Origin of the sequence: Mycobacterium attenuatum (assembly GCF_900566085.1) — a bacterium.
Lineage (GTDB): Bacteria > Actinomycetota > Actinomycetes > Mycobacteriales > Mycobacteriaceae > Mycobacterium > Mycobacterium attenuatum.
The window spans coordinates 34,313-54,227 of record NZ_UPHT01000032.1; the positions used below are offsets into that span (position 1 = coordinate 34,313).

Annotated in this window: 20 protein-coding genes and 1 pseudogene; 13 read left to right on the forward strand and 8 right to left on the reverse strand. The window is 67.3% G+C overall.

Going from position 1 to position 19,915, the window contains the following annotated elements; genetic code table 11:
• Window positions 1-7 precede the first annotated feature (7 nt).
• Window positions 8-1,798, forward strand: a complete 1,791-nt coding sequence (gene sppA / locus EET13_RS05065; protein WP_122441258.1) for a signal peptide peptidase SppA — start codon at window positions 8-10, stop codon at window positions 1,796-1,798.
• Here the strand turns inward: sppA and EET13_RS05070 are convergent.
• Both EET13_RS05070 and EET13_RS05075 read right to left on the reverse strand, forming a co-directional pair.
• Window positions 1,795-2,709, reverse strand: coding sequence for a class I SAM-dependent methyltransferase (locus tag EET13_RS05070; protein ID WP_122441259.1), 915 nt, complete (start codon window positions 2,707-2,709; stop codon window positions 1,795-1,797). The genes sppA and EET13_RS05070 overlap by 4 nt on opposite strands.
• A gap of 123 nt (window positions 2,710-2,832) precedes the next feature.
• Window positions 2,833-3,513, reverse strand: a complete 681-nt coding sequence (locus EET13_RS05075) for a class I SAM-dependent methyltransferase (protein ID WP_122441260.1) — start codon at window positions 3,511-3,513, stop codon at window positions 2,833-2,835.
• A gap of 66 nt (window positions 3,514-3,579) precedes the next feature.
• Here EET13_RS05075 and EET13_RS05080 point away from each other — a divergent pair, with 66 nt between their 5' ends.
• Window positions 3,580-4,353 carry an SDR family NAD(P)-dependent oxidoreductase gene (locus EET13_RS05080; protein WP_122441354.1) on the forward strand — a complete coding sequence of 258 codons (774 nt, stop codon included), beginning with the start codon at window positions 3,580-3,582 and terminating at the stop codon, window positions 4,351-4,353.
• Window positions 4,350-5,581 (forward strand): annotated as a pseudogene (locus EET13_RS05090) (zinc-dependent alcohol dehydrogenase). Before EET13_RS05080 ends, EET13_RS05090 begins: the two are co-directional and overlap by 4 nt.
• A 9-nt stretch (window positions 5,582-5,590) precedes the next feature.
• Here the strand turns inward: EET13_RS05090 and EET13_RS30200 are convergent.
• Window positions 5,591-5,749 carry a hypothetical protein gene (locus EET13_RS30200; protein ID WP_168991232.1) on the reverse strand — a complete coding sequence of 53 codons (159 nt, stop codon included), beginning with the start codon at window positions 5,747-5,749 and terminating at the stop codon, window positions 5,591-5,593.
• Window positions 5,746-6,420 (reverse strand): class I SAM-dependent methyltransferase, encoded by a 675-nt coding sequence (locus tag EET13_RS05095; RefSeq protein ID WP_425294223.1) that lies wholly within the window; start codon window positions 6,418-6,420, stop codon window positions 5,746-5,748. The genes EET13_RS30200 and EET13_RS05095 overlap by 4 nt, the downstream gene beginning before the upstream one ends.
• Before the next feature lie 74 nt (window positions 6,421-6,494).
• Here EET13_RS05095 and EET13_RS05100 point away from each other — a divergent pair, with 74 nt between their 5' ends.
• On the forward strand, window positions 6,495-7,355 hold the full coding sequence (locus EET13_RS05100) for a helix-turn-helix transcriptional regulator (protein WP_122441263.1): 861 nt from the start codon (window positions 6,495-6,497) through the stop codon (window positions 7,353-7,355).
• A gap of 52 nt (window positions 7,356-7,407) precedes the next feature.
• Here the strand turns inward: EET13_RS05100 and EET13_RS05105 are convergent, their stop codons facing one another.
• Window positions 7,408-8,082, reverse strand: a complete 675-nt coding sequence (locus tag EET13_RS05105; RefSeq protein WP_122441264.1) for an L-fuculose-phosphate aldolase — start codon at window positions 8,080-8,082, stop codon at window positions 7,408-7,410.
• Window positions 8,079-9,068, reverse strand: coding sequence for an NAD(P)-dependent oxidoreductase (locus EET13_RS05110; RefSeq protein WP_122441265.1), 990 nt, complete (start codon window positions 9,066-9,068; stop codon window positions 8,079-8,081). Before EET13_RS05110 ends, EET13_RS05105 begins: the two co-directional genes overlap by 4 nt.
• Before the next feature lie 30 nt (window positions 9,069-9,098).
• Between EET13_RS05110 and EET13_RS05115 the strand changes: the two genes are divergently transcribed.
• Complete coding sequence (locus EET13_RS05115) at window positions 9,099-10,436, forward strand: xylulokinase (RefSeq protein WP_122441355.1); 1,338 nt, start codon at window positions 9,099-9,101, stop codon at window positions 10,434-10,436.
• A gap of 40 nt (window positions 10,437-10,476) precedes the next feature.
• Complete coding sequence (locus tag EET13_RS05120; RefSeq protein WP_168990684.1) at window positions 10,477-11,142, forward strand: GNAT family N-acetyltransferase; 666 nt, start codon at window positions 10,477-10,479, stop codon at window positions 11,140-11,142.
• 3 nt (window positions 11,143-11,145) lie between these two features.
• On the opposite strand, the gene EET13_RS05125 is transcribed toward EET13_RS05120, so the two are convergent.
• Together EET13_RS05125 and EET13_RS05130 are read right to left on the reverse strand one after the other, a co-directional pair.
• Window positions 11,146-12,051, reverse strand: coding sequence for an SAM-dependent methyltransferase (locus EET13_RS05125; RefSeq protein ID WP_122441267.1), 906 nt, complete (start codon window positions 12,049-12,051; stop codon window positions 11,146-11,148).
• A 157-nt stretch (window positions 12,052-12,208) separates the two neighbouring features.
• Entirely contained in the window at window positions 12,209-13,156 is a 948-nt protein-coding gene (locus EET13_RS05130; RefSeq protein WP_425294224.1) for an SAM-dependent methyltransferase, read from the reverse strand.
• A gap of 224 nt (window positions 13,157-13,380) precedes the next feature.
• Here EET13_RS05130 and secY point away from each other — a divergent pair, with 224 nt between their 5' ends.
• From secY to EET13_RS05165, 7 genes are all read left to right on the forward strand, one after another.
• A complete protein-coding gene (secY, locus tag EET13_RS05135) occupies window positions 13,381-14,706 on the forward strand; it encodes a preprotein translocase subunit SecY (RefSeq protein ID WP_122441268.1) in 1,326 nt (441 codons plus the stop codon).
• On the forward strand, window positions 14,703-15,248 hold the full coding sequence (locus tag EET13_RS05140; RefSeq protein ID WP_122441269.1) for an adenylate kinase: 546 nt from the start codon (window positions 14,703-14,705) through the stop codon (window positions 15,246-15,248). Before secY ends, EET13_RS05140 begins: the two co-directional genes overlap by 4 nt.
• Before the next feature lie 2 nt (window positions 15,249-15,250).
• Window positions 15,251-16,051: a type I methionyl aminopeptidase gene (gene map / locus EET13_RS05145; protein WP_122441270.1), complete on the forward strand. Its 801-nt coding sequence runs from the start codon at window positions 15,251-15,253 to the stop codon at window positions 16,049-16,051.
• 52 nt (window positions 16,052-16,103) lie between these two features.
• Window positions 16,104-16,649 carry a sigma-70 family RNA polymerase sigma factor gene (locus EET13_RS05150; RefSeq protein ID WP_168990685.1) on the forward strand — a complete coding sequence of 182 codons (546 nt, stop codon included), beginning with the start codon at window positions 16,104-16,106 and terminating at the stop codon, window positions 16,647-16,649.
• Between the two features lie 78 nt (window positions 16,650-16,727).
• A complete protein-coding gene (locus EET13_RS05155; RefSeq protein WP_122441271.1) occupies window positions 16,728-17,495 on the forward strand; it encodes an anti-sigma factor family protein in 768 nt (255 codons plus the stop codon).
• A 51-nt stretch (window positions 17,496-17,546) separates the two neighbouring features.
• Complete coding sequence (locus tag EET13_RS05160) at window positions 17,547-19,256, forward strand: thiamine pyrophosphate-binding protein (protein WP_122441272.1); 1,710 nt, start codon at window positions 17,547-17,549, stop codon at window positions 19,254-19,256.
• Entirely contained in the window at window positions 19,237-19,914 is a 678-nt protein-coding gene (locus tag EET13_RS05165; protein WP_122441273.1) for an SRPBCC family protein, read from the forward strand. The genes EET13_RS05160 and EET13_RS05165 overlap by 20 nt, the downstream gene beginning before the upstream one ends.
• Window position 19,915 lies beyond the last annotated feature (1 nt).

Sequence of the window (19,915 nt, forward strand, 5' to 3'; positions counted from 1 at the left end):
GGTAAACATGTTCGCCTTCCTGTCTTTTCTGCCCGGTGTCGACGACGTGCGCGCCCTGGCCGACCGGGTCGACACCGCGCGTCACCACGGCGTGCCGAACGGCTGCGTGCTCGAGTTCGATCTGCGAGCCATGCCGGTGGAAACGACGGGTTTCGACCCGCTGGCAATCCTGTCCGGGGGTGGCCGCCCGATGGCCCTGCGCGACGCGGTCGCCGCAATCCACCGCGCCGCCGAGGATCCACGGGTCGCCGCACTGATTGCGCGCGTCCAGCTTCCGCCGGCGCCGGCGGGCGCCGTTCAGGAACTCCGGGAGGCCATCGCGGCCTTCAGCGCCGTCAAGCCGTCGGTGGCCTGGGCTGAAACGTATCCGGGCACGCTCTCGTACTACCTGGCGTCGGCATTCCGCGAGATCTGGCTGCAGCCCTCGGGCAGTGTCGGGCTGATCGGCTTCGCCAGCAACGCGATGTTTTTGCGCGACGCGCTGGACAAGGCGGGCATCGAAGCCGAGATCTTCACCCGGGGCGAATACAAGTCGGCGGCCAACCTTCTCACCGAAGGTGGGTACACCGACGCCCATCGCGAAGCTGTTACCCGGATGTTGGAAAGCCTGCAGGACCAAGTGTGGCAGGCGGTGGCAGAATCGCGCGGCATCGGCGTCGACGTGCTCAACCAGCTGGCCGACCGGGCCCCGCTGTTGCGTGACGAGGCCGTGGCCGCCGGCCTCATCGACCGGATCGGGTTCCGCGACGAGGCCTACGCTCATATGGCGGAACTGGTTGGTATCGAAGGCGTTTCGTCGGACTCTGTCGACACCGACGAAAAGCCGCCGCGAATGTACCTGGCGCGGTATGCCGGCACGGCACGGTCGCGACTGGCGCCACCGGTACCGCCGATACCCGGTCGTCGTTCCAAGCCGACGATCGCGGTGGTCGCCGTGGAGGGTCCGATCGTCAGCGGGCGCGGTGGCCCCCAGGGTCTTCCGTTCGGCCCCTCCAGCGCCGGCGGCGACACCATAGCGGCGGCGCTACGGGAGGTCGCAGCCGACGACTCGGTTTCGGCGATCGTGCTGCGGGTCGATAGCCCCGGCGGGTCGGTAACCGCGTCGGAGACGATCTGGCGTGAGGTGAAGCGGGCCCGTCGCCGGGGCAAGCCCGTCGTCGCGTCGATGGGTGCCGTCGCTGCCTCCGGCGGCTACTACGTGTCGATGGCGGCCGACGCGATCGTCGCCAATCCCGGCACCATCACCGGTTCCATCGGAGTGATCACCGGCAAGCTGGTGGTTCGCGATCTGAAGGACCGGCTGGGAGTCGGGTCGGAAACCTTGCGCACGAACGCCAACGCCGACGCCTGGTCGATAGACGAGCCGTTCACGCCGGAACAGCGGGCCCGCCGGGAGGCGGAAGCGGATCTGTTCTACGGCGACTTCGTCGACCGCGTCGCTGAGGGCCGCAACCTCAGCGCCGAAGCCGTCGATGTGGTGGCCCGGGGCCGGGTCTGGACCGGTGCCGATGCGCTCGAGCGTGGCCTGGTCGACGAACTCGGCGGCTTCCGCACCGCGGTGCGGCGCGCGAAAATCCTGGCCGGCCTGGACGAGGACACCGAGGTTCGTCTGGTCAACTATCCGGGCTCGTCGCTGTTGGACCTGCTGCTTCCGCGTATGTCGTCGCGACCGGCGGCGGCTTCGGTACCGGATGCCCTTGGGGCACTTCTGATTCGCTCGGTGACCGGTGTCGTCGAACGTATCGAGCAGACGCTCAGCGGTGCCAGCGCGTTGTGGCTGGGGGAGTCGCGTTTCTAGGCGGACAAGACGGCGCTGATGAAGATGATCTCGCCGAGCGGATCGTCTTCTTCCGGGTCGGGCACGGGAAGGCCGGCGCGCTCGAACAATTCGGTTCGGGTCACTCCCTCGGCGCGCCACCCCTTGGCATTCAGATAGTCGACGACGTGGTTGCGTTGGCCGGGATATACCAGCGACGCCATGTCGATGTCGATGCCGTGCTCCCGGAACGCCGCCGACTGCTCCCGTATCCGGTCGGCGTCGAAATCCACTATGCCCGGCACGAATTCGGTGGCGATCGTGCTGCCCGGAACGCTGAGCGCAGCGATGTTGTCGAACAGCCGGTCCTGGGCTTCCGGCGGCAGGTAGATCAGCAGGCCTTCGGCCAGCCACGCCGTCGGGGCCGAGGTATCCAGGCCCGCCGCCCGCAGGGCCGCCGGCCAATCACCCCGTAGATCGATAGGGATCACGCGCCGCGCCGCGGTCGGCTCGGCGCCGAGCCCGGCCAGCGTGGTGGTCTTGAATTCGGCCACCCGGGGCTGGTCCAACTCATAGACCACGGTTCCGGCCGGCCATGGCAGCCGGTAGGCGCGGGCATCCAGGCCGGATGCCAAGATGACCGCCTGCCTGATTCCGCCGTTGGTGGCGCTGATGAAGTATTCGTCGAAGTACTTGGTGCGCACCGCTATTCCATCGACCATTGCCTGTGCCCGGGTCGGCGACACGTCCTGGATTGCCGCCATGTCCAGGTCGCCGTCCATCATCTTGATGAAGAACTCGACCCCGACGGCACGCACCAGCGGCTCGGCGAATGGATCGTTGATCAATCCGCGTGGATCCTTGGTCGCCATCGCGCGCCCCGCGGCCACCATGGTCGCGGTGACACCAACGCTGGAGGCCAGATCCCAGCTGTCGTCGTGACTACGTGCCATGTCCGTCCTGTCCGGGTCTAGTTGCGGTTCCCGTCCGGCATCTCGTTGCTGGGATGGTCGAACCCATTGTCCATGTCCCGGCCGAGCAGTCCGTTGGGACCCTGCGCGGGCGCAAGCCGGATGTCAGCTCGGGACGCGGGTGCCGCGATAGTAGGTGAGCCGGCCGAAGACGCGATGCCGCTGCGTGTCGACCTCCGTGCAGTCGAACCCCGCTGCCGTCAAGAGCCGTGGAATCGCGTCGCCGAGGTTGCCGGCGCCGTGGTGGCCGTGCACGATCAGTCGCGCCGCCAGGCCGTCGCGATGAGTCAGCTCACCCCCCATGTCGACTAGGTGCAGCCGGCCGCCGGGTCGCAGGACTCGAAACGCTTCGGCGGCCGCCGCGGTCTTGGCCGCGTCGTCCAGGTGGTGCAGCATCATCGACGACAGCACCCGGTCGAACTCCCCGTCGGGATAGGGCAGCCGTTGGGCATAACAGCGCTCGAAACTAATCCCCTTCAGCTGCAATGCTTTTCGTTGCGCCCGCCGTAGTGCCCGCGGGTCGGGGTCGCACCCTACCAGCTGCGCCGTAGGCTGAGCCTGCTTGACCCGGATCGCGAGATTGCCGGTTCCGCAACCGATTTCCAGCACGCGGTGGCCGTCGCCGATTTCGGCCTGCTCGATCAGCTTCTCATAGACCTGGGCGAAGCCCAGCAGCCGCGCCGCCAGGTCGTAGACCGGCAGCAGCGCATCGTGGCCCGCGGCGGGAAAGTAGTCATGGCGTTTTCCTAGCGAGCTGATGAAGCGATGCAGATGCTGATTAGCCACGAAAGCCAGGATAAAGCGCTGGCTTTGGGCGACCCCGCGCGGCAACCTTGAATCATGTCTTACGCGGTGGCCGGCAGGCGGGTGTTGATCACGGGTGCGTCCTCAGGAATCGGAGCGGCGCTGGCCAGGCGGCTGGCGGCCCAGCAGGCGGTGGTCGGGCTGATTGCCCGGCGGCGCGACCGGCTGGACGAGGTGCTGGCCGACTGCCGGACGAGCTCGCCGCAGTCGGCGATGTGGGTGGCCGACCTGGGCGACACCGCCGCGGCCGGACGGCTGGCCTTACAGGCCTGGCACACGCTGGGGGGCATCGACGTGCTGGTGAACAACGCCGCCATGCCCAAGCGCCGGGCTGTGACCGCGTTAAAGCCAGACGACGTCGAGGAGGTGATGCGGGTCAACTTCTTTGCGCCGATGCGGATGACGCTGGCGCTGCTGCCACGGATGCTGGCCCGCCGGTCCGGCATCATCGTCAACGTGTCAAGTGTCGGCGGCCGGCTCGGCATCACCCGCGAAGCAGCCTATTGTGCAAGCAAATTCGCGCTGTGCGGCTGGAGCGAGGCGATGGCCGTCGACCTGGCGGGCAGCGGGGTAGCGGTGAAGCTGGTCCAGCCCGGCCCGGTGGACACCGAGATCTGGGACCGGCCGGACAACGACGTGCCGCTCTATGGGGGGCCCAAGGTCGATGCCGACCTGGTGGCCGAGGGCATCGTCGCCGCCATCGGCAGCGACCGCTTCGAGCACTACCTGCCCGAGGTGATGGCGCTCAAAGACGTCGTCGACGCCAAGAACGCCGACCTCGACGCGTTCATCGCCGGCGCGGCCGCGATGACCTGGCAATGAAGGCATTGGTTTACGGCGTGCCGCCGGAGCCGTTCGAGGTCCCCTGCGACGCCAACGCTTTTACGCAGAACCTGTCCCACAGCCCCACCGCGCTGCGGCAACTACCCGAGTCGCGGTTGCTGCGACCGGACTGGGTGATTACCCGACCGCGGCTGACCGGCGCATCTGCGGGTCTGATTCCAAGCAGATCCTGATGGACTTCGGCGAGCACGACGCCGAACGCGATGGCCGCGTTCTGCTCCTTCCCGCAAGTCATGGGCCACGAGGTGGTCGCCGAGGTGGTCGAGCTGGGGCCGCAGGCCCGCGGGCTGGACGTGGGTCAGCGGGTGGTGCTCAATCCGTGGCTCTCCTGCGGGCCACGGGGCATCGAGCCGCGGTGTCCGGCCTGTGCCGGCGGCGACTACGGCCGGTGCTGGAGCTTCGCCGACGGCGACATCCAACCGGGAATCCACACCGGGGTGTCGGCCGACGGGACCGGCGGCTACGCCGAGTTGATGCCGGCCCACGACAGCATGCTGTTCGCCGTTCCCGACGCGGTTCCCGACGAGGCGGCAGTGTTCGCCGACCCCTTCTCGGTGTCGCTGCACGCGATCACCCGCCACCCGCCGCCGCGCTCGGGCCGGGCGCTGGTGTACGGGGCCGGCTCGCTCGGGTTGTGCGCGCTGGTCATTGTGCGGGAGCTGTATCCGGACGTGGCGGTGGCCGTCGTCGCCCGGTTCCCGGCACAGGCCGAACTCGCCCAACGGTTCGGGGTCGCCAAAGTCCTTGCCCACGAACCACGTTGGCCATCATCGAGGAACTGGTGGCCTGGGGCGGCGGCCGGCTGCGCCAGCCGCTGCTGGGACTGCCGATAGCCCATCCCGGCGCGGTCGACGTGGTCTACGACAGCGTCGGCAAGCCGGAGACGTTCGAGGTGGGGGTGCGAGTGCTGACCTCGCGCGGCACGCTGGTCAAGGCCGGTGTACACACGCCCGGGCGGTGGGAGTGGAGCCCGCTGTACTTCAAAGAGCTCAGCTGGGTCGGCTCCAATGCCTTCGGCATCGAGGAAGTTGGGGGCATCCGCCGCCACGCCATCGCCCACTATCTCGAGTTGGTGGGAGGCGGCCGAGTGGACCTGAGGCCCATGCTCACCCACACCTTTGGGCTGGAGCGGTGGCGGGCGGCCTTCCTCGCGATCGCCGATCAGGGTGCGAGCGGGGCCGTCAAGGTGGCCATCGATCAGCGGTAGGGCACCGGGTCACGCCACCGGGGGCGGACCCAGGATCTCGATGCCACACGAACGGGCCAGGTCGGCAAGGGCAGCCGGACCAACACCCCAAGACCACACCGCCCGCTGAACCTCCGGAGTGAGAACCACCGGGGAGCTTGTCGTGCCGGCGCCGTTGTATTCAGTCATCCCGCCATTGTTGCGCGCGCCGGGCCGTCGGGTCGGGTGGCGCGGTAGTAGGTGAGACGTCCCATGATGCGATGGCGCTGCATGGCGACCTCGGAGCAGTCGAATCCGGCCGCACCCAGCAGTCGCGGAATCGCGTCGCCGAGGTTGGCAGCCGCGTGGCGGCTGCGCATGACGAGCCGGGCGGCCAGGCCGTCGCGCGCGGACATGTCGCCGCCGACGTCGACCAGATGCAGCCGGCCTCCGGGTCGCAGAACACGGAAAACCTCTTTCGCTGCAGTTCTTTTCGCTCCCTCATCCAGGTGGTGCAGCATCGTCGAAGACAGCACCCGGTCGAATTCGCCATCTGGGTAGGGCAGTTGCTGGGCGTAGCCGCGTTCGAAACTGATGTCGTTGAGGCCCAGCGCCTTTCGGCGCGCACGGGCGAGGGCCAGGGGATCGGGATCGGACCCAGTCACCGCCACGCGGGGGTGGGATCGTTTGGTCCGAATAGTGAGATTGCCGGTGCCGCAGCCGATTTCCAGGACGTGCTGGCCGTCGGCGAGTTCGGCCTGCCCGAGGAGAGTGTCGTAGACGCGTCGCATGCCCAATAGCCGGGTGAGCACATCGTAGCCGGGCAGCAGCGCGTCGTGCCCGGCGGCCGGCAGGTAGTCATGTGGATGATATTTGACCATGGTGTCCATGCTGAACCGTTGTTGCACTGAAATGTCGGTCGATCATCGGTGAAAGTAGGACTATCTTCGGTTCAATGACCGTGCCAACCCGGGTGGTCCGGCAACGCGGCGGCGTGCCCGTCTACCAATATCGGGCGGATCCGGGTGCCCCGCCGGTATCGGTGTTCCGAGGCGGCGACCGCGGCGACCTCGGCGAACCGGGCCGTCACATCCACGACTTCCCCGCACTGTGGTACGTGCCCGCGGCGGGCGCGGTGTACGTGGCGGCCGCCGGTGAGGTGATCGACCCCGCTCAGGTAGGCGATGCCGACGACGGGGTCGGGGTGTTCTTCGATCCCGCTGCGCTCGGTGAGGACGGCCGATCGCCGTGGCCGGCGTGGCGGGCGCACCCGTTGCTGTTCCCGTTCCTGCATGGTCGGCCGGGCGGGCTGCTGCGGCTGCAGGTACCGGTGGCCCGACGGACGTTGTGGGACGACGCGATCCGGTCGATCGAAACCGAACTGACCGGGCGGCTGGCTGGCTACCGGCAGGCTGCCCTGGCCCATCTCACGCTGCTGCTGATCGATCTCGCTCGCCTGGCCGACGATGTGGTCGCAGACCTACGCCGCAGCGGTGAACCGTTGCTGGCCGAGGTGTTCGCGGTGATCGACCGCCGGCACGCCGAGCCGTTGTCGCTACGCGACGTGGCGCGCGAGCTCGGCATGACCCCGGGACACCTGACCACCGTCGTGCGCCGCCGCACCGGACGTACCGTCGGCGAGTGGATCATGGAGCGCCGCATGGCCGAGGCTCGCGGCTTGCTGGCCGACACCGATCTTCCGGTCAGCGAGGTTGGCCGGCGGGTGGGGGTGGGTGACCCCGGCTACTTCAGCAGACTGTTCGGCCGCATCCATGGCGCCTCGCCGCGGCAGTGGCGCGAGCTGGGCCGATTGTGAATCTCCCGGAGCCTTCGCGGCGTTTCGCGTCGCACGGTTCACAGTCGGCGGGCTACAACGGATTGGCGCGCAGGTAGCTGTAGACGCCGGCGAAGTTGCGGTTCACCTCCTCGGGGATAGCTACCGGTCCACCGAGTGCGCCTGCGCCCCAGACGATTTGGGCGGTCCGCTCGACCAGGGCGGTGACGTGCAAGACCTTGTCCGGCCGGGGTCCGACGGCTACCAGGCCGTGGTTGGCGATCAGGGCCGCGGCGCGGTCTTGCAAAGCCTGCACCGCGTTCCGGCCGACCTCGGGGGTACCGGACACGGCGTATTCGGTGCAGCGCACGTCGCCGCCGCAGTACACCGCGAACTCGTCGATACAGGCCGGAATCGGCTGATGGGCGACGGCGAACATGGTTGCCCACACCGGATGGCTGTGGATGACGCTGCCGATGTCGTCGAACGCCCGGTAGCACGCCAGATGCAGGTGCATCTCGGTCGACGGTGAGCGCCCCGGCTTAGCTTGCAGCACAGCGCCTTCCGGGTCGACGAGGACCAGGTCGTCGAGGACCATCGCGCCGTAGTCGACCGACGACGGCGTGATGACGATGTTGCCGTCGCTGCGCCGGACCGAGATATTGCCCGCCGTTCCTTCGACCAAGCCGCGGCGCAGCATGTCCTTGGCCGCCGCCAGCACCGCGGCCTCCGGATCGTCCACCGATTTTGCGGATCTCACCGATGTCATGAGCCGAGCACCTCCGGGTTGACGATATGGGTAGGCCGGTTACCGGACAGCAGCGCCTCCAGGTCGTCGGCCACCAGCTGCGCCTGCCGGGCCTCAGTGTTCCACGTTGCCCCGCCGATGTGCGGCGTGAGCACCACGTTGGGCATGCCCGTCAGCGGATGATCGGCCGGCAGCCATTCGCCGGCGAAGTGGTCCAGGCCGGCTGCGGCCACCTTGCCGCTGCGCAGGGCGTTTACCAGCGCATCGGTGTCGTGCAGTTGCGCCCGGGCGGTGTTGAGGAAGACGACGCCGTCGCGCATCGCCGCGAACTGATCGGCGCCGATCATGCCCACAGTTTCGTCGGTGACCGGCGCGTGCAGGGAGATGACGTCGGATTCGGCGAACAGCTCGTCGAGGCCGTGGCGAGCTTGGTCGTTGTACGGGTCGTGGGCGATGACTCGCAAACCCAGCCCGGCGAGTCGCCATCGCAAGGCGCGGCCCACCGCGCCCAGACCCACCAGTCCCGCGGTGAGCCCGGCGATTTCCCAGCCGCGGAACCGTTGATAGGGAATCGTGCCGTCTCGAAACACGTTGCCCGAGCGCACCTCTGCATCCGCGGTCAGGACGTGGCGGGTGACCGCCAGCAGCAGCGCCACCGCCATCTCGGCAACCGCATCCGCATTGCGGGCCGGGGTGTTCAGCACCGGGATGCCGGCCGCGGTGGCGCCGGGGATGTCGACGTTGTTGGGATCCCCGCGGGTGGCCGCTATGGCAATCAGGGCTCGCGATCTCTGCTCGAACACCGGCCCGCTGACCGAATCCGCTTCCACCACAACGATATCGGCGGCTTCGGCAGTGATCCGTTCGGCTAGCTGCTTGGCGTCGTAGATGCGCGGCGGGCTCGGGTCTATCCAGGGGTCGTATACGACATCGGCCAGGTGCTGCAGTTTGGCCAGTCCCGGTCCTCGCAGCGGGGCCGTTACCAGGGCGCGCGGTCGAGACGTCACGTATGCCAATGCTGGCGTACCGTGGCGCCCGTGTCACGCGAAGCCGTCACAATGGGCATCGACATCGGCAGCACGGCGGTCAAAGCGGTGGTCGCCGACGAGAACGGCAACGTGACGGCGCGAGTGCGGATCCCGCATCGACTGCGGGTGCCGGCCTCCGACCGGCTCGAGCACGACGCCGACGAGGCATGGCGGCGGGGCCCGTTGGCAGCCCTGCACCAACTCGCCCCTGCCGCCGCGAAAGCGGTGGCCGTTTCGGCGATGGTGCCCTCGCTGACCGCAGTCGACTCCGACGGCCGGCCCCTCACCCCGGGGCTGCTGTACGGCGACAGCAGGGGCCGCGCACCCGGTGCGGCCCAACAGCCCCTGCCGGCAGTGGGTGAAGCCGCCGAATTTCTGCGCTGGACGGCCGCCGAAGCGCCCGGCGCGGCCGGCTACTGGCCGGCTCCCGCGGTGGCCAACTACGCATTGGCGGGTGCGGCGGTGATCGACTTCGCCACGGCCATCACGGGTCTGCCGCTTTTCGACGGGTCCGGCTGGAACCCGGCGGCGTGCGCCGACTGCGGGGCCAGCGTGGAGCAGATGCCGCGCGTCGAAACGTTCGGCTCGGCGATCGGTCAGGTGCACGGGACTGACGCGGTGCTGGGGACCGGCGCCATCGACGCCCTGTGCGAGCAGATCGTGGCGGGTGCCGACCATGACGGCGACGTATTGGTGATGTGTGGCACCACGCTGATCGTGTGGACGACCATCGCCGAGGCCCGGCAGGTGCCCGGCTTGTGGACCATTCCGCATACCGCGGCCGGCAAGAGTCAGATCGGCGGAGCCAGCAACGCGGGCGGCTTGTTCCTCGATTGGGTGGATCATCTTGTGGCACAAGCTGATACGGCCAGCGCCGACCCGCGGCGGGTACCGGTCTGGCAGCCCTACATTCGCGGCGAACGGACACCGTTGCATGATCCCGACCGCCGGGCCTTGCTCCACGGCCTGGATCTCACCCAGGACGCCGCGTCGATACGGCGGGCCGCCTTGGAGGCATCCGGGTTCGTGGTTCGCCAGCTCATCGAGATGAGCGGGGCGCCGGCCCTGCGTCTGGTCGCGGTCGGCGGCGGCACCCGCGTCCAGCCGTGGATGCAGGCCATCGCCGAGGCGACCGGCCGGCCGGTGCAGGTGTCGCGCGTGGCCGAGGGAGCTGCGCTCGGCGCCGCTTTCCTCGCGCGGATGGCGGCCGGTCTGGAATCGACGGTGGCCGACGCCGCCCGCTGGGCTTCGATCGAGCGGACCGTCGAACCCCGTCCGGAGTGGATCGGCCCGACCAAAGAGCGCTATCACCGGTTCCTGGAGCTCAGCGGATCAAAGTTGGCCTAGCGGTGGCGCGGTACCGGGTATGTCGTTCTACGCTTATGCAATGACAGACCACGACCAGACTGCCGTCCGCCGCGAGATCGCAGATGCCTTGCTCGCCGCACTTGAACGTCGGCATGAGGTCGCCGACGCCATCGTCGATGCCGAGAACAAAGCGGCCGCGGTCGAGGCGATCGTGGCGCTGCTGGGCACCTCCCATGTGGCCGCCGAAGCGGTGATGAGCATGTCTTTCGACCAGCTCACCCAGGACGCGCGCAACAAGATCCTGGATGAACTCGACGATCTGAACAAACAATTGAGTTTCGCCTCGAAAGATCGTCCGGCCAGCCTTGGCGAGAGTCTGGAACTGCGGCCCTTCTCCCCAGAGGACGACCGCGACATCTTCGCCGCGCGCACCGAGGAAATGGGCGCCGCCGGCGACGGGTCCGGCGGGCCCGCCGGCAACCTCGACGACGAGATCAAGGCGGCGCTGCGCCGGGTCGACGACGAGGAGGCCGCCTGGTTTGTCGCGGTCGACGCCGGGGAGAAAGTCGGGATGGTGTTCGGCGAGCTCGTCCACGGCGAGGTGAACGTCCGGATCTGGGTACACCCCGAGCACCGCAAGAAAGGTTACGGCACAGCGGCTTTGCGCAAGTCGCGCTCCGAAATGGCCTGGGCGTTCCCGGCGGTGCCCATGGTCGTGCGTGCGCCGGCCGCCCATCCGGCCTAATCGTCAGAGGGTGGCGGTGACGGCGACGATGTCGCCGAGCTGCGACATATCGTCGGGGAAGATGCGACCGTAATCGGTGAACAGCTCCCGACGGGGCTGGGTGCCCACCAGCCAGCCGCGGCCGGTCAGATAATCGACGACGTTGCTGCGCTCGCCGTCGTAGAACAGTCCCGTCAGGTCGATATCGCAACCCAAAGTGGTCCACCGCTGGGTGAACTCCTGGGCCCGCTGGGCCAGCGTCGAACCGGTGTCCGGGTGGTATTCGGTGGCCAGCCTGCTTCCCGCTGAGCTGAGCTCGGTGATGTTGTCGAACAGGCGGTCCTGGGCTTCAGGTGGAAGATACATCAGCAAGCCTTCGGCGCTCCAGGCGGTCGGCTGTGTATCGTCAAAGCCGCTGTGGCGCAAGGCGTTCGGCCAGTCGTCGCGAAGGTCGATGCTGACCGTCTGGCGCTGCGCGGCGGGAACGGCGCCCAGCTGCGACATGGTAGTGCTCTTGAACTCGACGACCGCGGGCTGATCAATTTCGTAGACCACACTGTCGCTCGGCCAGGGCAACCGGTAAGCCCTGGCGTCGAGGCCGGCGGCCAAGATGACGTATTGCCGAAGACCGTCGCGAGCCGCATCACGGAAAAATTCGTCGAAGAAGCGGGTGCGCACCGCGATCGACTCCGTGATGAACTGCAATTCGCGCTCGGCTTGGTCGTCGCGGGTTATGTCGCCGTCGACCAGGCGGGTGAAAAAATCGAGGCCGACCGCGCGCACCAGCGGTGCGGCGAACGAGTCCACGACAATCGGGTCGGCCGCCGTGGACGCCAGCGCGCGGGCGGCGGCGACCATTGTCGCCGTGGCGCCGACGCTGGAAGCCAAATCCCAGCTGTCGCCGGGGGATCGGGATGAGTCGATTGCCATATCCTTCAATCTCAGAACGTGTCGATGTGGAGAAAATTCTCTACAGTCTGCCTCTGGCTCTGACCGTGCGGCGCGGCGCGGTCCGGTGCCGACCTACCCGCTACGCGCGCTGACTGGTTGCGTGTCCACTTCGCATCCACTTCGCGTCGGCTCCGCCTCAGCCGCGTCGTTCGGCCGAGATGTAGACCACCTCGCCGAAGGGAGCATCGTCGCCGTTGACGGGCGGCAGTCCGTGTCGGGCGAACAGCTCGGTGTCGCTCACGCCGGTGGTTTGCCAACCATGGGCAGCCAGATACGTGCCCGCGTCGGTGCGGCCGTCGAAATACATCAAAGCCGCCATGTCGAGATCGAAGCCGTGGCGATTCCACCGCTCTTTCTGGCGGTACATGCGCCGTCGCAGCTCTTCCCGGTTGAGATCGCTGACGTCGAGCAGACCTTCGGTGGCGAACCGGCTGCCCGGTGCGCTGTTGGCGGTCACCTGATCCAGCAGCCGGTCCTGAACCCGTGCCGGCAGGTAGCCCAGCAGCCCTTCGGCTGTCCAGGCGCTTGGCCGCCCCGGGTCGAAGCCGGCTTCGTGCAACGCCGCCGGCCAGTCATCACGCAAGTCAACGCCGACCGGGCGTCGATCGGCGCTCGGTCGCACGCCCAGCTCGGCTAGCGTCGCTGTCTTGAACTCGATCACCTGGGGTTGGTCGACCTCGAACACCGTGGTACCGGCCGGCCAGCGCAACCGGTACGCGCGGGAATCCAGGCCGGAGGCCAGGATGACTGCCTGGCGGATGCCGGCCCGGGCTGCGTCGGCGAAGAAATCGTCAAAAAAGCGGGTGCGCACGGCCATCGCGTCAGCGAAATGCCGAATGCCGTTGGTCGTGTCGTCGTCGAGGTCGCCTGGATCCAGCTCACCACTGGCGAGACGGCTGAAGAAGTCGACGCCCACCGCTTTGACGAGCGGCTCGGCGAAGTTGTCGCTGGCAACGGCTCCCGCGCCGGTGACGTCTCGGCAGGCGACCGCACGTGCAGCCGCCACCATGGTGGCCGTCAAACCCACGCTGGAAGCCAGATCCCAGGTGTCCCCTTCGAAGCGCGCGCTACCCACTTGCGTCATCCGTTTACCCTCCGCCGCCGGAACGTTGATATTTAGCCAATATAACGAACTATCAAGACTGTACGCCCCCTCCGCCGCCGCCACGGCCACCCTGGCAAGTCCGGCCCGCATCAGCTGTTAATCTCGTAACGGTTTGACGCGCTGTAGATAATGCGGCCGTACGTCCTGGTCTGCGAGTGTTGGGCGCGTAATGCAGGATGACCCCCCGCTGCGCAGGAGGAAGAGTGCTTTCGGCTTTCATCTCATCGCTGCGAACAGTCGACCTGAGACGGAAGATCCTCTTCACGCTGGGCATCGTCATTCTGTACCGGGTCGGCGCCTCGCTGCCGTCTCCCGGTGTCGACTTTCCGCACGTCCAGCAGTGCATCAAGCAGGCCAGCAGCGGCGAAGCCGGCCAGATCTACTCGCTGATCAACCTGTTCTCCGGCGGCGCGCTGCTCAAGCTCACGGTGTTCGCGGTCGGGGTGATGCCCTACATCACCGCCAGCATCATCGTGCAGCTGTTGATGGTCGTCATTCCCAGGTTCGAGGAGCTGAAAAAGGAGGGTCAGTCCGGCCAGGCCAAGATGACGCAGTACACGCGTTACCTGGCCATCGCGCTGGCGATTCTGCAGGCCACCAGCATCGTGGCGCTGGCGGCCAACAACCAGTTGCTGCAGGGCTGTCAGGAACAGGTCATCGCCGACCAGAGCATCTTCACCCTGGTCGTCATCGTGCTGGTGATGACGAGCGGCGCGGCGCTGGTGATGTGGATGGGCGAGTTGATCACCGAACGCGGGATCGGCAACGGCATGTCGCTGCTGATCTTTGTCGGTATCGCGGCCCGCATTCCGGCGGAGGGTCAGCAGATCATGGAGAGCCGCGGTGGCGCGGTCTTCGCTGCGGTGTGTGCGGCCACGCTGATCATCATCGTCGGTGTGGTGTTCGTCGAGCAGGGCCAGCGCCGCATCCCGGTGCAATACGCAAAGCGCATGGTGGGCCGGCGGATGTACGGGGGAACCTCGACATATCTGCCGCTCAAGGTCAACCAGGCCGGTGTCATCCCGGTGATCTTTGCCTCGTCGCTGATCTACATTCCGCATTTGATCACGCAGCTGGTCCGCAGCGGCACCGGCGGTGTAGGCCACGGGTGGTGGGACAAGTTCGTCGCCACCTACTTGTCCGACCCCAGCAATGTTGGCTACATCGTCATCTACTTCGGTTTGATCATCTTCTTCACGTATTTCTATGTGTCGATCTCGTTCAATCCCGACGAGCGTGCCGATGAGATGAAAAAGTTCGGCGGCTTTATTCCGGGCATTCGCCCGGGCCGCCCGACCGCCGACTATCTGCGTTATGTGCTGAGCCGGATTACTCTGCCGGGATCGATCTACCTGGGCGTGATCGCGGTGTTGCCCAACCTGTTTCTCCAGATCGGCAACACCGGCGGAGTCCAGAACCTACCCTTCGGGGGTACCGCAGTCCTGATCATGATCGGTGTCGGCTTGGATACGGTCAAACAGATCGAGAGTCAGCTCATGCAGCGTAACTACGAAGGGTTCCTCAAGTGAGAGTCGTGTTGCTGGGACCGCCCGGGGCGGGCAAGGGGACGCAAGCTCAAAAGCTGGCCGAGAAGCTGGGCATCCCGCAGATCTCCACCGGCGAACTGTTCCGCCAGAACATCCAGGAAGGCACCAAGCTGGGCTTGGAGGCCAAGCGCTACCTGGATGCCGGCAACCTGGTGCCGTCCGATCTGACCAACGAACTCGTCGACGATCGGCTGAACAACCCCGACGCGGCCAACGGCTTCATCCTGGACGGATATCCGCGCTCGGTGGACCAGGCCAAGGCGCTGCACGAGATGCTCGAACGCCGGGGGACCGACATCGACGCCGTCCTGGAGTTCCGGGTTTCGGAGGGCGTGTTGCTGGAGCGGCTCAAAGGCCGTGGTCGGGCCGACGACACCGACGATGTCATCCTCAACCGGATGAAGGTCTACCGCGACGAGACGGCGCCGCTGCTGGAGTACTACAGCAGCCAGCTGAAGACCGTCGACGCGGTCGGCACCATGGATGAAGTCTTCACTCGCGCGCTGCAGGCTCTGGGGAAGTAGCCATGCGTGCCCTGGCACGGTTGCGGGGCCGCAAAGTCGTGCCACAACGCAGTGCCGGCGAACTTGACGCGATGGCAGCCGCGGGCGCCGTGGTGGCTGCGGCCCTGCGGGCCGTGCGCGCGGCGGCGGACGCCGGCGTGTCCAGTCAGACCCTCGACGACATCGCCGAGACGGTGATCCGCGAAGCCGGCGCCACCCCGTCGTTCCTGGGCTATCACGGCTACCCGGCGTCGATCTGCGTTTCGGTCAATGACCGGGTGGTCCACGGCATTCCCTCCGCCGCCGAGATCCTGGCCGCCGGTGATCTGGTGTCGGTCGACTGCGGCGCGGTCTTGGACGGCTGGCACGGCGACGCGGCCATAACGTTCGGGGTGGGACCGCTCAATCCGGCCGACGAAGCCCTGTCAGATGCGACCCGGGAATCGCTGGAGGCCGGAATCAAGGCGATGGTGGTCGGCAATCGTCTGACCGACGTCTCGCATGCCATCGAGCGGGGCGCCCGCACCGCCGAAGTCCGATACGGCCGCTCCTTCGGAATCGTCGACGGGTACGGCGGACATGGGATCGGCCGGCAGATGCACATGGATCCGTTTCTGCCCAACGAAGGCGCTCCCGGGCGCGGGCCGGTACTGGCCGCGGGCTCGGTGCTGGCCATCGAGCCCATGTTGACCCTCGGCACCGCCAGGACCGTGGTGCTCGAGGACAACTGGACAGTCACTACTGCCGACGGATCGCGTGCGGCACACTGGGAACACACAGTGGCGGTAACCGAGGACGGACCCCGAATCCTGACCTTTGGTTAGATAGCTGAACCAAACACCTACTCGACTCGTGTCAGAAGCGGGAGGTGATCGAGTGGGTCGGGTGCCCGGTGCTCGGGCCGCGTCCGGGGCCGCAGAAGCCGCGCTGATGAAGGCGCTCTACGACGAGCACGCCGCGGTGTTGTGGCGTTATGCGCTGCGGTTGACCGGCGACGCGAGCCAGGCCGAGGACGTCGTCCAGGAGACCTTGCTGCGGGCATGGCAGCATCCGGAAGTGATAGGTGATGCCGAGCGGTCGGCGCGCGCGTGGTTGTTCACCGTCGCGCGCAACATGATCATCGACGATCGGCGCAGCGCACGGTCACGCAATGTCGTCGGCTCCACCGACGAATCGGGCGCGCCCGAGCAGTCCGTGCCCGACGAGGTGAACGCGGCGCTGGACCGGTTGCTGATCGCCGAGGCCATGGCGCACTTGTCCGGTGAGCACCGGGCCGTGATCGAGCGGTCCTACTATCGTGGATGGACCACGGCGCAGATTGCCAGCGACCTTGGAATCGCCGAAGGCACCGTCAAGTCGCGACTGCACTACGCGGTGCGGGCACTGCGGCTCGGGCTGCAAGAGCTTGGGGTGACGCGATGACGGCAGGACAGACTCGAGGCACTGTTCACAGACCCATCCGGGCGGCCGTGGGTTCCGAATACTTGAGGGTGACAGGAGATGGATGACATGGTCACGTCGCTTCGGGGGCTGGGCCCGCCCGGTGACAACGAGGGGTATGACCTCACGGCCGGTCACCACCCCCGGTATGAGATGTGGGACGCCGCTTACGTTTTGGGGTCGCTGTCGGCGACTGACCGCCGCGAATACGAAGAGCACATGAGTGGGTGTGCCGCCTGCCGGCGCGCCGTCGCCGAGCTTTCCGGTGTGCCCGCATTGCTTTCGCAGCTCGACGGCGACGAGGTGGCGGCGATGAACGAGTCCGGCACCGGCACGGATGGTCCGCCGGCTCCGCAGCTGTCGCCGCAGTTGTTGCCGTCGTTGCTGGCAACGGTGCGCTGGCGCCGTCGCCGCGCCCGGCTGACCACATGGGCGGCCTCGGCCGCGGCGGCCATGGTGTTGGGGATCGCTGTGCTGGTTGGTGTCCAGAGTCATTCCGGATCGCCGCAACCGGCGGTGTCGGCGCAACCGATGGCGCAGGTGGGGACCAACCTCTTGGCGTCGACGGTGTCGCTTCGCCCCGAGCACTGGGGGACGTTCATCAACCTGCGGTGTGTTTGCCTGGCTCCGCCGGATGCGCACCACGACACGCTGGCGATGGTGGTGGTGGGTCGTGACGGCAGCCAAACCCGCCTGGCGACGTGGGTGGCCGAACCCGGCCACACCGCGACACCGGCCGGCAGCATCTCGACGCCGGTTGATCGGATCGCCGCCGTGCAAGTGGTTTCCGCCGATACCGGCCAAGTGCTGCTGCAGCGTTCGCTCTGAATTCGCCCGGCCCGCGGTGAACTGAAGTTCGCCGCGGGTCGTGTTACCGACATGCCCAGGAAGCACCGGGTGGTCGACCACATCGTGAACCACCTCGCGGCAATCGGAGTCGACCACGTCTTCGGTGTGGACGGAGCCAACATCGAAGATCTCTACGACGCCGCGCATTTCCACCCGTCGCTGTGCGCCATCCTGGCCAAGCACGAATTCTCCGCCGCCGCAATGGCTGACGGGTACAGCCGCAGCGGATGCGGATTAGGTGTTGTGGCGGCGACTTCCGGCGGCGGCGCCCTCAACCTCGTGGCCGGCCTGGGCGAGTCGCTCGCAAGCCGGGTGCCGGTGCTCGCCCTGGTGGGCCAAGCCGCCACCACGCTGGACGGCCGGGGCGCCTTCCAGGACACCAGTGGGCGCAACGGATCGCTGGATGCCGAAGCGGTATTTACCGCGGTGTCGCTGTCGTGCCAGCGGATGCTCGCCCCGGCCGACATTGCCTCGGCCCTGCCGCGGGCCATCGCCGCGGCGCGTACCGGTGGTCCGGCAGTGCTGTTGCTGCCCAAGGATATTCAGCAGGGGTACGTGGAGGCCCAGGAGCGCAGCGAGGCGCCGGGGGAGGTGCGGCCCATCGGCAACCCCTATCCCATCGCGCGGATTTTGCGCCGGGCGAACGGCCCGGTCACGATGATCGTCGGCGAGCAGGTCGCGCGCGACGACTGCCGCCCGGAGCTCGAACAGCTGCGAGCGGTGTTGCGGGCGCGCGTGGCGACCGTGCCGGAGGCCAAGGATGTCGCGGGAACACCGGGGCTTGGGTCGTCGTCGGCGCTGGGAGTGACCGGCGTCATGGGCCACCCGAACGTGGCCGACGCGGTGGCCGGCAGCGCGGTGTGCCTCGTCGTCGGCACCCGCTTACCCGTTACCGCCCGCGCCGGCATGGAAGAAGCGCTGGCCGCGGTGCCAACGGTGTCGATCGGTTCCGCGCCGCCCTACCTTCCCTGTACCCATGTGCACACCGACGACCTACGCGGCTCGCTACGCATCCTCACCCAGGCGCTCTCGGGTTCCGGGCGGCCTACCGGCCTGCGAGTGCCCGACATGGTGCAGCGCACCGAGCTGCGGCCCCCGGGTTGGACGGGTCCGGGCGTGCGGTACCGCGATGCCATGACCGTGCTCAACGATGTGCTGCCCGACGGCACCGACATCGTAGTCGACGCCGGCAACACCGGGGCCGCCGCGATCCACTACCTGGGTGCCCGTCGGGGCGGCAGGTTCGCTGTCGCGCTCGGCATGGGCGGCATGGGCTACAGCTTCGGGGCCGGCATCGGAATGGCCTTGGGCCGCGCCAACAGTGGACGGCCTGCGGGGCGCACCGTGGTGATCGCCGGGGATGGAGCGTTTTTCATGCACGGCATGGAGGTGCACACCGCCGTTCAGTACCGGCTTCCGGTGACGTTCGTGCTGTTCAACAACAACGCCCATGCGATGTGTGTGACCCGCGAGCAGCTGTTCTACGGAGACCTCTACAGCTACAACAGATTTCGCCGCAGCCGGCTGGGCTCGGGGCTGGCGGCGATGTTTCCCGGTCTGACATCCGTCGACGTCTCCGACATCGAGCGCTTCCGAACGGCGGTGCGCGCCGCCGTCGGCGTCCACGGACCGGCGGTGGTCAGTGTCGAGTGCGCTGCCGACGAAATCCCGCCGTTCGCACCATTTCTGGTTACACCTATCGCAGAGGAGAACCGTACTGATGTCGCTGCCAGCGCTTGACGATATCTTGACCCACGCCCATGCTGGTACCGGCGTCGTGGCGCCGATCGAGGGGTTGACCCGCATCGAAACCAGCCCGCGCGAGAAGGCCACCCCGATCATCATGGAGATGATGAGGTCGGTGTATCCGCATGATCAGGTTTTCGGGCAGTACTGCACCGTGACCGATTTCATCGATTGTCCCCCCGATGAGCTGTACGACTACATGGCCGACACGCGCAGCCTCGAGGAGTGGACGTACAGCCTGCGCGGCTTCGCGCCGACCGACGAGCCGGGGCTGTGGCTGGCCTACGACCGGCTCGGATCGCAGACCAAGATCTACACCCGCACCATCGCCAACGAGCAGGCCCGGACGGTGGACTACCACTGCGCCTGGGATCAAGGCAAGCATCTGTGGATGGTCTACCTGATGCGCGTCGTCGACGCACAGGTGGTCCTCGACAAGCCGGGTTCGGTTGTGCTGTGGACGAATTGCCATCATCCCTTCTACGACCACAACCCCTACCCGCAGACCGCGCCGCCCGACCGTCCCATTTGGGTGGGGGATTTCTGGGATATGTTCGCCGCGGGCCACTTGCTGGAACTAAAGAACCTCAAGGCCATCGCGGAATACCGGCACCGCAACGGCTTGCCCGTCGTCCCCATCTGGATGAGGTGAA

Bases quoted from the DNA above. Each gene is read 5' to 3' on its own strand.
- sppA (WP_122441258.1), top strand. From the start codon at position 8: ATGTTCGCCTTCCTGTCTTTTCTGCCCGGTGTCGACGACGTGCGCGCC.
- EET13_RS05070 (WP_122441259.1), bottom strand. From the start codon at position 2,709: ATGGCACGTAGTCACGACGACAGCTGGGATCTGGCCTCCAGCGTTGGT.
- EET13_RS30200 (WP_168991232.1), bottom strand. From the start codon at position 5,749: ATGACTGAATACAACGGCGCCGGCACGACAAGCTCCCCGGTGGTTCTC.
- EET13_RS05095 (WP_425294223.1), bottom strand. From the start codon at position 6,420: ATGGTCAAATATCATCCACATGACTACCTGCCGGCCGCCGGGCACGAC.
- EET13_RS05100 (WP_122441263.1), top strand. From the start codon at position 6,495: ATGACCGTGCCAACCCGGGTGGTCCGGCAACGCGGCGGCGTGCCCGTC.
- EET13_RS05105 (WP_122441264.1), bottom strand. From the start codon at position 8,082: ATGACATCGGTGAGATCCGCAAAATCGGTGGACGATCCGGAGGCCGCG.
- EET13_RS05120 (WP_168990684.1), top strand. From the start codon at position 10,477: ATGACAGACCACGACCAGACTGCCGTCCGCCGCGAGATCGCAGATGCC.
- EET13_RS05125 (WP_122441267.1), bottom strand. From the start codon at position 12,051: ATGGCAATCGACTCATCCCGATCCCCCGGCGACAGCTGGGATTTGGCT.
- EET13_RS05130 (WP_425294224.1), bottom strand. From the start codon at position 13,156: ATGACGCAAGTGGGTAGCGCGCGCTTCGAAGGGGACACCTGGGATCTG.
- map (WP_122441270.1), top strand. From the start codon at position 15,251: ATGCGTGCCCTGGCACGGTTGCGGGGCCGCAAAGTCGTGCCACAACGC.
- EET13_RS05155 (WP_122441271.1), top strand. From the start codon at position 16,728: ATGGATGACATGGTCACGTCGCTTCGGGGGCTGGGCCCGCCCGGTGAC.
- EET13_RS05160 (WP_122441272.1), top strand. From the start codon at position 17,547: ATGCCCAGGAAGCACCGGGTGGTCGACCACATCGTGAACCACCTCGCG.
- EET13_RS05165 (WP_122441273.1), top strand. From the start codon at position 19,237: ATGTCGCTGCCAGCGCTTGACGATATCTTGACCCACGCCCATGCTGGT.